Genomic DNA, 11,595 nt, shown 5'->3' on the forward strand with positions numbered 1-11,595 from the left:
CCGGGGTGATCGTCCCGTCGTTTAATGAGGGCGTCGGAGGGTCGTCTTCCCCCAGGAGCAACGCATGTCGGCGACGCAGGCCACTTCAGGGGGCGGGCAGAACAAGCCCGGGATGCTACGGCGGCTGGGCGAGTGGTGTGCCCGGCACTTCGTGATCGTGATCGTGGCCTGGCTGGTCGTACTGGCCGTACTACAGGTGCTGAACCGCTCGTTCGGCGGAGAGTACTCGGACAACTTCACACTCCCCGGAGTGCAGTCCACGAAGGGCGTGGACGTCCTCAAGGAGCACGACCCGGCAGCCGGCGGCTACAGCAGCCAGGTCGTCCTGAAGGACACGCAGAAGCCGCTGACGTCACTGAGTTCCCAGGTGAACCAGACGGTCGGCGACCTGCAGAAGCTGCCGCACGTGCTGTCGGCGCAGAACCCGCTGCCGCCGCCGGGTTCGCAGTCCTCGGGACAGTCCCAACAGCCGAACGTCGGGCCGCTGTCCGACGACGGGAAGACGGCGTACATCACCGTCCGCTTCGACGTGCAGCCCTCGACGCTCGGCGACGACTACCTCCACGGAGTCGACAGCGCCGTGCAGCCGCTGCGGTCGGCCGGCGTCGACGTCGAGTACGGCGGTCCGCTGGGTGAGCTGGCCCGCCCCCCGGCCAACGACCGGATCAGCGAGGCGATCGGCTTCGCGGTGGCGATCGTCGTCCTGCTCGTCGGCTTCGGCAGTGTGATCGCGGCGGGCCTGCCGCTGGTGACGGCGCTGATCAGCGTGGTCGGCGGCCTGGCCTGTCTGGGCCTGCTGGCCGCCGCGTTCACCTTCGCGACCGTGTCACCGACCCTCGCCACCATGATCGGACTCGGCGTCGGCATCGACTACGCCCTGTTCCTGATCACACGTCACCGGCAGAACCTCATCGACGGCATCGATCCGGTGCACGCTGCGGGGCGGGCGACCGCGACCAGCGGCCGGGCCGTCCTGGTCTCCGGCTGCACCGTCATCATCGCCCTGGCAGGGCTGTCCGTCTCCGGCGTCTCCTTCATCAGCAAGCTCGGCCTCGCGGCGGCCGTCACGGTCGTCTCGGCGGTCGCCGGTGCGCTCACCATCGTCCCGGCCCTGCTCGGACTCATCGGGCGGCACATCGACCGCTACCACCTGCGCAAACCCGTCGCGGAGACGGACGCCGAACCCGGTCAGCCCGCGCACGGCACCTGGCACCGGTACGCGCAGCGGGTGGAGCGACGCCCCTGGTGGTTCCTCGCCGGCGGCCTGGTCACGGTGGTGGTGCTGGCCATTCCGCTGTTCTCCATCCAGCTCGGGCACATCGGGGACGGCGCGGACCCGACGTCCTTCACGGACCGACGGGCGTTCGACATCATGTCGGACGCCTTCGGGCCCGGCTCCAACGGTCCGCTGACCGTGGTCATCGACCAGACCGACGTACCGTCGGACCAGCGTTCGGCGCTGGCGTCGCAGGCGAAGAAGTCGCTCACCGACGTGCCCGGCGCGGCCACCGTCACCCCGCTCACGGCCACCCAGGACGGGGACGTGCTGGTGGGCACCGTCTTCTCCAAGCAGTCGCCGCAGGACCATGTGACCACCGAACTGACGAACCACCTGGTCGACGACACGCTCCCGCAGGCCGTGTCCGGCACCGCCGCCAAGGGCTACGTCACCGGGACCACGGCGGCCCAGGTCGACTTCCTCGACATCGTCGCGAGCCGGCTGCCGCTGATCATCGCCGTGGTCGTCGCGCTCGCGTTCATCATCATCCTGATCGTCTTCCGCGGACTGCTCGTCGCGCTCAAGGCGGCGGTCCTCAACGTCCTGTCCATCGCCGCCTCCTACGGTGTCGTCGTCGCCGTCTTCCAGTGGGGCTGGGGCGGGCCGGCGCTCGGGGTGGCGGGCAAGGTGCCCATCGAGAGCTACGTGCCGATGATGATGTTCGCGATCATCTTCGGGCTGAGCATGGACTACGAGATCTTCCTGCTGTCGCGCGTCCACGAGGCCTGGGTGCGCACCGGCGACGCCAAGGCGAGCGTCGCGCACGCCCTGGAGATCACCGCCCGCGTGATCACCTGCGCCGCCCTCATCATGGTGAGCGTCTTCGCCGCCTTCATCCTGAGCGACAACATCGTCGTGAAGATGCTCGGACTCGGGCTCGCCGTCAGCGTGCTGATCGACGCGACCGTCGTACGGCTGCTGCTCGTTCCGGCCGTGATGACGCTGCTCGGTGCCCACGCCTGGTGGACCCCGCGGTGGCTCGACCGGATGCTGCCGCACATCGACACGGAGGGCGAGCCCGCCCCGCGCGCCGCGGATCCCGTACGGCCGCCGGCCGACGGGTGACACCGGCCGCGTGATCGTCGACCGCGCGTACGTCCATCTCCCCGCCGCGCACGGCCCGCAGGACGGTGCCGACCCGGCCGGCTGGCCCTGGTCGGTGCCCTGCGTCCGGCAACTGCTCGACGAGGGCCTGCGGTTCACGGCGCCGGTGACCTTCCTGGTCGGGGAGAACGGGTCCGGGAAGTCGACGCTGGTCGAGGCGCTCGCGGAGTCGTTCGGCCTCGACTCCTACGGCGGTTCGCACGACTGGCGCTACGCCTCCGCACGCGAGAAGTCCGTGCTGGGCGACCGCCTACGGTTCGACGCGGCGCCCCGCGGTCGGCGCATGGCCGCCAGCCGGGCGGCCCGCAAAGGCTTCTTCCTGCGCGCCGAGACCGCGCTGGACGCGCTCGGCAGGGAAGGGTTCGCACCCGAGTCGGTCAGCCACGGGGAGGGCTTCCTCGCCGCGTTCCGGGGGAAGTTCACGCAGCCGGGGCTCTACGTCCTGGACGAGCCGGAGGCCGCGCTCTCCTTCTCCTCGTGCCTCGAACTCATCGGCCACGTCGACCGGCTGGCGAAGGACGGCGGCCAGGTCGTCTGCGCCACCCACTCCCCTCTCCTGACGGCGCTGCCGGGCGCGGACATCGTCGAGGTCGGCGACCACGGCATGCGCAGGGCCGCGTGGGCGGACCTGGACCTCGTGAACCACTGGCGCCACTATCTCGCCGACCCGCGGGCCTATCTGCGGCACATCGTCGAACCCTGACGCCCGCCGGAGCCCGAACGCCGCTCCGCGTCAGGGGCTGGGCGGGAAAACCCCGGTGCCGCGCACCCGACGAATCCCTAGCATGGCCCGGTGCCCCGCCTCGAACTGCTCCACCAGGACCACGCCGGCGCGCTGCTCGCGTTCGAGCGCGAGAACCGCGCCTACTTCGCCGCGTCGATCCCCGACCGCGGCGACGCCTATTTCACCGGCTTCGACGCCCTGCACCGCGAACGGCTGGCCGAGCAGGCGGCCGGCCTGTGCTTCTTCCACCTCGTGGTGGACGACGCGGGCGCGGTGCTGGGCCGAGTGAACCTGGTCGACGCCACGGAGGGCGCGGCGGACCTCGGATACCGGATCGCCGAGCGGGCGGCGGGGCAGGGGCTCGCCACGGCCGCCGTACGGGAGGTCTGCCGACTGGCCGCGACCGCTTACGGGCTGCGCACCCTGCGGGCCGCAGCCACCCTCGACAACACGGCCTCCCGCGCCGTACTGGCCCGCACGGGCTTCCTGCCCGCCGGTGACCTCGTCCTCAACGGCCGCCCGGCGCTCCGCTTCGAGCTGCAACTCCCGTCGGCGGGCCATGCGGCCCCCATGGGAGACGGCCTCATGCCACCGGTTCGGCGGCCGGGTTGATCGTTGTCTGATAGGCGCCGCTGGCCAGCATGCGCACCTCGCCCGCCGGGCTGATCTCGGCGCGCAGGATGCCGGTGGGATCGCTGTACACGGGATGGCCGCCCGGCCCCTTGGCCTCCGTCCGTTCGACGATCACTTCGTCCGCGACCATGCTCGCGTCCGGTCCGGGATGGGTGAAGGTCAGCCGGTAGCGGTCCACGGTCTTCATGCAGGCCTCCCGCGCCGAAGCGACAACATAGACAAAAGGGGTACGTGTCCATGATGCCGTCAGTTGCCCGCGGCAGCAGCGCCGCTCCCGCCGACCGGCCCCCTGGACGGTCGCCCGACCGCAACACGAGGCACTCACTGTGGGTGACGCCCCTCGCCACCAGCCGCCGGGCAGTGTAGACATAGCACATGGTCGGACTATTGGGTCGAACCCGGGCTCAGTCGACCCGCCGCCACAGCACAGGGCACCAACACCGTGGGTCACACGAAGGCAAGCACCGACGCGGCCCCTCCAACGGGCTTCGCTCCGTACTCGGCGGCCGCAGCGTCGCCGGACAGGTCTTCGTGCTGCAAGTGGTCATCGTGCTGCTCCTGGTCGTCGCCGCGGTCGTCGCCCTCGTGCTCCAGGTGCGGCACGACAGCACGAACGAGGCCCGCAACCGGTCACTCGCCGTGGCCGAGACCTTCGCCAACGCGCCGGGCACCCGGGCGGCACTCAGCGCCCCGGACCCGACCGCGGTGCTGCAGCCCAGCGCCGAGGCGGCCCGCAAGGCGTCGAAGGTGGACTTCATCGTCGTCCTGAACACCGACGCCATCCGCTACACCCATCCCAGGCCGGACCGGATCGGGAAGAAGTTCGTCGGGACGACCGCGCCCGTCCTCGCCGGGCACTCCATCACCGAACAGGTCGACGGGACCATCGGACCGCTCGTCCAGGCCACCGTCCCCATCAAGGCACCCGACGGCAAGGTCGTCGGCATGGTGTCGGCGGGCATCACCACGAAGAACGTCGGCGGTGCCGCCGACCGCCAGCTGCCGCTCGTGCTGGGCGCGGCCGGCGTGGCGCTCGCGCTGGCCACCGCGAGCACGGCGCTCGTGACCCGGCGTCTGCTGCGCCAGACGCACGGCCTCGGCCCGTACGAGATGACCCGGATGTACGAACACCACGACGCGGTGCTGCACTCCGTCCGCGAGGGCGTGATCATCGTCGGCGGGGAGGGGCAGCTGCTGCTCGCCAACGACGAGGCGAACCGCCTGCTGGACCTGCCCGCGGACGCCGAGGCGCGGTCCGTCGAGGAACTCGGCCTCGACGCGGACACCGCCGAGCTGCTCGCCTCCGGACGTGTCGCCACCGACGAGGTGCACCTGGTCGGCGACCGTCTGCTGGCCATCAACCAGCGGCCGACGGACCTGCGGGGCGGCCCCGCGGGCAGCGTCGCCACGCTGCGCGACTCGACCGAGCTGCGCGCGCTCTCCGGCCGCGCCGAGACCGCCCGCGAACGCCTCAAACTCCTCTATGACGCCGGGGTCGGCATCGGGACCGGCCTGGACGTCACGCGCACGGCCGAGGAACTGGCGGAGGTCGCCGTTCCGCGGTTCGCGGACTTCGTCACCGTGGACCTGGCCGACGCCGTGCTGAGCGGACAGGACCCGGACACGGCCATCGGTCTGCGCCGCACCGCCTACGGCGGCATCCGCAAGGACGCCCCGCTGTACCCGGTGGGCGAGCACATCGGGTTCATCCCCTCCTCGCCGCAGGCCCACAGCCTGCGCACCGGCGAGGCCGTCGTCGAGCCCGACCTCGGGGGTGCCCCGGGGTGGCTGGACCAGGACCGCCCGCGTACGGCACAGATCCTGGAGTACGGGATCCACTCCCTGATCACCGTCCCGCTGCGGGTGGGGCCGATGGTCATGGGCGTGGTGAACTTCTGGCGCTCCGAGAAGCCGGAGCCCTTCGACTCCGAGGACGTGGCCCTCGCCGAGGAGCTGGTGGCCCGCGCCGCGGTGTCCATCGACAACGCACGCCGTTACACCCGCGAGCACACGATGGCCGTGACGCTCCAGCGCAGTCTGCTGCCGCGCAGCCTGCCCGAGCAGAGCGCTCTCGACCTCGCCTACCGCTATCTGCCGGCGCAGGCGGGTGTCGGCGGTGACTGGTTCGACGTGCTGCCCCTGCCCGGCGCGCGGGTCGCCCTGGTCGTCGGTGACGTCGTCGGGCACGGGCTGCTCGCCGCGGCGACGATGGGGCGGCTGCGTACGGCGGTCCACAACTTCTCCTCGCTCGACCTGCCACCGGACGAGTTGCTGGGCCTCCTGGACGAATTGGTCGGCCGTATCGACCAGGACGAGCTGCCGGAGGGCGGAACGGCCGCCGTCACCGGCGCCACCTGTCTCTACGCCGTCTACGACCCGACGACCCGGCGCTGCACCTTCGCCCGGGCCGGGCATCCGCCGCCCGCGGTGGTCCACCCCGACGGCAGTGTGGAGTTCGCCGACGTGCCGGCGGGTCCCCCGCTCGGTCTCGGCGGTCTGCCGTTCGAGACGGCGGAGCTGGAACTGGCGGAGGGCAGCCGGCTGGTGCTCTACACGGACGGCCTGGTCGAGGACCGAGAGCGGGACATCGACGTCGGTCTCGAAATGCTGCGCACCGCGCTGACCGGCGCCGACCGTTCCCCGGAGGACACCTGCCAGGCCGTGCTGGACGCCATGCTGCCGGTCCGGCCGAGCGACGACATCGCCGTGATCGTCGCCCGTACCCACGCGCTGGGTCCCGACCGGATCGCGGAGTGGAACGTGCCGTCCGAGCCGTCCGCCGTCGGTGAGGTGCGTGCCGCCGTCACCCGTCGGCTGGCGGAGTGGGGACTGGACGAGATGGCGTTCACCACGGAGCTGATCCTGAGCGAGCTGGTGACCAACGCGATCCGCTACGGCAACGGCACCATCGGGGTGCGCGTGCTGTACGACCGCACCCTGATCTGCGAGGTCCTCGACGGCAGCAGCACCTCACCGCACCTGCGGTACGCGGCGTCGACGGACGAGGGCGGGCGCGGCCTGTTCCTGGTCTCGCAGATGGCCGACCGCTGGGGCACCCGCTACACCCCCGAGGGCAAGGTGATCTGGGCGGAACAGCCACTGCCCTGACCACGGCCGGCAGCCGCAGGGCGGGCGGTGGCCCGGACGGCGCGTGAGAAGGCCGGGCCAGGGTGACCGGGCCCGGCCGGGATCCGCACCGCGTCAGCCGGGTGGCGGTGGCCCTTCGCGGGAGTCCCGCGTGTGCGTCGAGCCGCTCACGCCCTCGCCGGCACCGGAGCCGTCCGCCGGTGCGAGCGAGGCCGCGCCGCCTTGGAGGCGTTCCAGGTCGGAGGGGCGTACCTGGATGACGATCAGCGCGACCAGGGCCGCGAAGACGGCGAAGGCGGCCGCGGCGACGAAGGAGCCCGAGATACCGGACGTCAGCACCTGGTCGCTGAAGGGCGCCGGAAGCTGTCCGGTTCTGCGGAACTCCAGCCGCTGCGCCGGTGTCGCGGTCGACAGGAACTTCTTGACCTGGTCCGTGGCCTCGTTGCGACTCGCCGTGCCGAAGATGGTGACCAGCACCGACAGGCCGAGGGAGCCGCCCACCTGCTGGGTGGCGTTGAGGATGCCGGAGGCGGCGCCCGCGTCCTTGGGTGCCACGCCGGACACCGCCATCAGGGTCAGCGACACGAACTGGAGGCCCATGCCGAAGCCGAAGACGATCGTGGGGCCGAGGATGCTGCCGAGATAGGTGCTGTCGACGTCGGTCAGCGTCAGCCAGCCGAGGCCCGCGGCGGCCAGGATCGCGCCCACGGCCATGAAGGGTTTGGGACCCCAGCGGGGCAGCAGGTTCGAGGCGACGCCCGCGCCGATCGCGATGACCACGCTCACCGGCAGGAACGCGAAGCCGGCCTTGAGCGGGCTGAACCCGAGGATGTTCTGCACGAAGAGGGTCAGGAAGAAGAACATCCCGAAGATGGCCGCGGAGAGGCTCAGCATCATCGCGTAGACGCCCGCGCGGTTGCGGTCGCGGAACATCCACAGCGGCGTGATGGGCTGTCTCGACCGGCGTTCGACGGCGATGAACGCGATCAGGAACACGACCGCCGCGCCGAAGGCGCCGAGCGTGATGGAGTCGCTCCAGCCCTCCTCCGAGGCCCGGATGAAGCCATAGACGAGCAGCACCATGCCGAGCGTCGACGTGAGGGCGCCCAGGAGGTCGAAGTGGCCCGGGTGGCGCTCGGACTCCCTGATGAAGCGGGGGGTGGCGAGCACGATCAGCAGGCCGATGGGGATGTTGACGAAGAAGACCCATCGCCAGTCGAGCCATTCGACGAGAATGCCGCCCGCGAGCAGTCCGATCGCGCTGCCGCCCGCGGACACGGCGGCGAACACCCCGAACGCCCGGTTGCGTTCGGGTCCTTCGCGGAAGGTCGTGGTGATGAGGGACAGCGCGGTCGGTGACGCGATGGCTCCGCCGACGCCCTGCAGTGAACGCGCGGCGAGCAACTGCCAGGAGTCCTGGGAGAGTCCGCCGAGCAGGGACGCGAACACGAAGAGCAGCACACCGAACATGAACATGCGGCGGCGTCCGAGGATGTCCCCGGACCGCCCGCCGAGCAGCAGCAGACCACCGAAGGTCAGCGTGTACGCGTTGATGACCCAGGAGAGGTTCTCGGTGGAGAACCCGAGAGCCGTCTGGATGTGCGGTAGCGCGATGTTCACGATGGTGATGTCGAGAACCACCATCAGCTGACACGAGGCGATGACGAGAAGGGCGATGCCGCTTCCTCTGCCCCGCTGCGGAGAGTCGGCGGACTCGGAGGATGTCACGTGATCGGCCGTCATGGAGAGGGCCCCGCATCTAGGGTCGGCGATGAACGTGCATGGTCACCCAACCGACGTTATGCCCGAGCGCCCGACCTCACCAATCGATCATCATCTCCGGCCTGAGACCCCGTCTCACCTGGCCAGTCGCCCCAGCAGTGAGGAGGCGGACAGGATGCCGAGGGCCGCGGCCAGGACGAGGACGCCGTAGTCGAGGGCCAGGTGCGCGTGGGTGCCGAGCAGCAGCCCGCGAAGGGCGTCGACCTGATAGCTGAGCGGGTTGACCTTGCTGACGGCCTGGAGCCAGCCCGGCATGACCGCGACCGGGTAGAGCGCGTTGGAGCCGAAGAACAGCGGCATCGTGATGGCCTGGCCGATGCCCATCAGCCGGTCGCGGGTGAGAACGATGCCCGCGATCGTCATCGAGAGGCACGAGAAGAACGCCGAGCCGAGGATGACGGCCACCGCCACCCCGAGCAGCCGCAGCGGATTCCAGGTCATGGCCACCCCGAGGAGCGCGGCGATCACCACGACCACCACGGCCTGGATGAGCGCCTTCACCCCGGCGGCGAACGCCTTGCCGGTGATGAGCGCGGAGCGGGGTGTCGGTGTGACGAGGAGCTTGGTCAGGATGCCCGCGTCCCGCTCCCAGATGATCATGATGCCGTAGAAGATGGCGATGAACATCGCGGACTGGGCGATGATCCCGGGCGCCAGGTAGTCGAGGTACGGGATGCCGCCGGTGGGGATGGCGCGGATGCGGGTGAAGGTCTCTCCGAAGATGAGCAGCCACAGGGCGGGCTGGATCGCCCGCGTGTACAGCTCGGTCCGGTCGTGCCGGAGCTTCTGGAGTTCGACCACGCACATCGCGGCGACCCTGGCGGGCAGCACCCGCCAGCCCGTACGGGCCCGTGGCGGGACCACGAGCAGGTCGAGGCTCGTGAGCGGGGTTGCTTCAGCCGACACGGGAAGCGGTGCGGCGGGTGCTTCGGACATCCCTGAATTCTCCTGAACGGTCGTCGAGTCCACTGCCGGCGATGTCGCGGAACACGTCCTCCAGCGTGGGCAGTTCGCCGTCGCCTGTGGTTCCGCGGCGCTCGCCGAGGCCCCTCCTGAGCTGCTCCGGCGTGCCGAGCGCGCGAACGTGTCCGTGGTGCATCAGCGCGACCCGGTCGCAGTACTGGTCGGCCTCGTCCATGTAGTGGGTCGTCACGAGGACGGTCATGCCGGTGGCGGCGCGCACGGCGTTGATGTGTTCCCACACGCTGGTGCGGGCGATCGGGTCGAGGCCGATGGTCGGCTCGTCGAGGATCAGCAGCCGGGGTGCGCTGACCAGCGCCTGGGCGAGTTCCAGGCGCCGGACCATGCCTCCGGAGTACGTCTTGGCGAGCCGGTCGGCCGCGTCGGTGAGGTCGACCGCGGTGAGCGCCTGCGCTACCCGGGCGGCGCGCTCGCGGCGGGACACGTCGAAGACACGGGCGAACAGTTCGACGTTCTCCCGGCCGGTGAGCCCGGAGTCGGCGGACAACTGCTGCGGGACGTAGCCCAACAGGCGGCGTACGGACATCTGTTCCCGCGTGGCGTCGTGCCCGAAGACGCGGACCTTCCCGGCCGGGACGGGCAGGAGGGTGGTGATGCAGCGGATCGCCGTCGTCTTGCCCGCGCCGTTGGGTCCGAGCAGTCCGAACACCTCGCCGTCGCGCACGTCGAGGTCGAGGCCGTCGACCGCGGTGGTCTCACCGAAGGCGTAGACGAGCCCGGAGCACGACACGGCGTTCGGCGCGGCGTCCGTCGCGGCGGCCGCCCCGGTCGTCCCCGCCGCCTCGGCGGCCTCGGCGGCCTCGGCGGGTGCCTCTCCCCCGGCGGCCACCGGGCCGTCCCGCCGCGCGGGCTCCGCCGGTCCGCTCCCGTACCGTGTCATGACTCCTCGGCCTCCTCGTGCAGGTTCGCGGCCAGTTTGTGCAGGGCCGGCAGGGCGGCTTCCAAGGCCGCGCGCTCGGCGGGGTCGAGCCGGTCGACCTGGCGGCGCACCAGCACCGCGCGCCGCCGCCGCCAGTCGCGCAGCCGGGTGTCGGCGGCGGGTGTGGTCAGAAGCCGGGCGGCCCGCCGGTCGGCCGGATCCGTGGCGCGGATCAGATAGCCGTCCCGGACCAGCCGGTTGACCAGCGTCGAGACCGAATTGCCCGCCAGGTACAGCTCCTTGGCGGCCTCGGACACGCCGAGACCGGGCCGCTCCGCGACCAGCCGCAGCAGGTCGACCTCGGCACCGCGCAGCCGCGGCCCGTCCGTGCCGCCACGCAGCCGCCGTCTGATCAGCCGTTGCAGTCCGGCCAGGGCGTCCGACAGCGCCTCGGGGAAGCTTTCCGACTCCGATTCCACGTCTTCGAGATTAGCTCTGCGTCAGAGGTATTTCGCAAAAGGGAGGGTCAAGAGGCGGCAAGCAGTGGCACCCCGGCGTCCCGTGCGCCGGAGTGGGCTCCGCGCCCCGGAGCGCGCGCCGCGTGACCCGGAACACTGCGTCCACAGGGGCCCTCCACGGCGAAGCCGAAGGTGTGCAGCCCGATTCGGGGGGTAACCGTTGACCTGCTCACCGGCGTCACCGGCGCCGGACGATTCCCGACGGATCAATGTCCTTTGGAGGTAAGCGTGCCGGCCGAACCAACTCCTGTGTCCATCGAGGTGACCCCGTACGGCGACGGCATCGCCCTGGTCACCGTCGCCGGGGAACTTGACGTCGAGACGGCTCCCGAGCTCCGGAACCGGCTGGCCGACCAGATACGCGCCGGCCGTCGGCATCTGCTGCTCGACCTGTCCGAGGTTCCCTTCATGGACTCCTCCGGCCTCAACGCGCTCCTGAAGGCGCACGACGAGGCCGGCCACGCGGGCGGCAGCGTGTGCCTCGTGTCGCCCGCCCCGATGGTCCGCCGCGTCCTGGACCTCACGGGCGTCAGCCTCACGATCGCGTCGCTGGACGGCGTCGAAGCGGCGCTGGCTCACGTGGGCGAGGGGACCTTGCCCCACTAGGGTCGGCCGGTCCGTTCCGAAC

The 11,595-nt window shown here is 71.1% G+C and carries 10 protein-coding genes; 5 read left to right on the forward strand and 5 right to left on the reverse strand.

The window, feature by feature from the left end:
- The first annotated feature begins 64 nt into the window (after positions 1-64).
- From ACIRQH_RS03275 to ACIRQH_RS03285, 3 genes are all read left to right on the forward strand, one after another.
- Positions 65-2,344 (forward strand): MMPL family transporter, encoded by a 2,280-nt coding sequence (locus tag ACIRQH_RS03275; RefSeq protein WP_358820652.1) that lies wholly within the window; start codon positions 65-67, stop codon positions 2,342-2,344.
- Between the two features lie 10 nt (positions 2,345-2,354).
- Entirely contained in the window at positions 2,355-3,086 is a 732-nt protein-coding gene (locus ACIRQH_RS03280; protein WP_358820653.1) for an AAA family ATPase, read from the forward strand.
- 90 nt (positions 3,087-3,176) lie between these two features.
- Entirely contained in the window at positions 3,177-3,719 is a 543-nt protein-coding gene (locus ACIRQH_RS03285; RefSeq protein WP_358820654.1) for a GNAT family N-acetyltransferase, read from the forward strand.
- Here the strand turns inward: ACIRQH_RS03285 and ACIRQH_RS03290 are convergent.
- Entirely contained in the window at positions 3,691-3,927 is a 237-nt protein-coding gene (locus ACIRQH_RS03290) for a DUF6296 family protein (protein WP_388865217.1), read from the reverse strand. The genes ACIRQH_RS03285 and ACIRQH_RS03290 overlap by 29 nt on opposite strands.
- A gap of 188 nt (positions 3,928-4,115) precedes the next feature.
- Between ACIRQH_RS03290 and ACIRQH_RS03295 the strand changes: the two genes are divergently transcribed.
- The gene (locus tag ACIRQH_RS03295; RefSeq protein ID WP_388865215.1) at positions 4,116-6,848 is read left to right on the forward strand and encodes a SpoIIE family protein phosphatase; all 2,733 of its coding nucleotides are present in this window, start codon (positions 4,116-4,118) and stop codon (positions 6,846-6,848) included.
- Positions 6,849-6,941: 93 nt separating this feature from the next.
- On the opposite strand, the gene ACIRQH_RS03300 is transcribed toward ACIRQH_RS03295, so the two are convergent.
- From ACIRQH_RS03300 to ACIRQH_RS03315, 4 genes are all read right to left on the reverse strand, one after another.
- Positions 6,942-8,570, reverse strand: a complete 1,629-nt coding sequence (locus ACIRQH_RS03300; RefSeq protein WP_388865213.1) for an MFS transporter — start codon at positions 8,568-8,570, stop codon at positions 6,942-6,944.
- 114 nt (positions 8,571-8,684) lie between these two features.
- Positions 8,685-9,545 (reverse strand): ABC transporter permease, encoded by an 861-nt coding sequence (locus ACIRQH_RS03305; RefSeq protein ID WP_388865211.1) that lies wholly within the window; start codon positions 9,543-9,545, stop codon positions 8,685-8,687.
- Positions 9,505-10,470 (reverse strand): ABC transporter ATP-binding protein, encoded by a 966-nt coding sequence (locus ACIRQH_RS03310; RefSeq protein WP_388865209.1) that lies wholly within the window; start codon positions 10,468-10,470, stop codon positions 9,505-9,507. The genes ACIRQH_RS03305 and ACIRQH_RS03310 overlap by 41 nt, the downstream gene beginning before the upstream one ends.
- On the reverse strand, positions 10,467-10,928 hold the full coding sequence (locus ACIRQH_RS03315; RefSeq protein WP_388865207.1) for a MarR family winged helix-turn-helix transcriptional regulator: 462 nt from the start codon (positions 10,926-10,928) through the stop codon (positions 10,467-10,469). The genes ACIRQH_RS03310 and ACIRQH_RS03315 overlap by 4 nt, the downstream gene beginning before the upstream one ends.
- A gap of 267 nt (positions 10,929-11,195) precedes the next feature.
- On the opposite strand from ACIRQH_RS03315, the gene ACIRQH_RS03320 reads away from it, so the two are divergent.
- Entirely contained in the window at positions 11,196-11,573 is a 378-nt protein-coding gene (locus ACIRQH_RS03320; protein ID WP_404223915.1) for an STAS domain-containing protein, read from the forward strand.
- The last annotated feature ends 22 nt before the right edge of the window (positions 11,574-11,595 follow it).

Source organism: Streptomyces sp. NPDC102279 (assembly GCF_044766365.1).
Classification (GTDB): Bacteria; Actinomycetota; Actinomycetes; order Streptomycetales; family Streptomycetaceae; genus Streptomyces.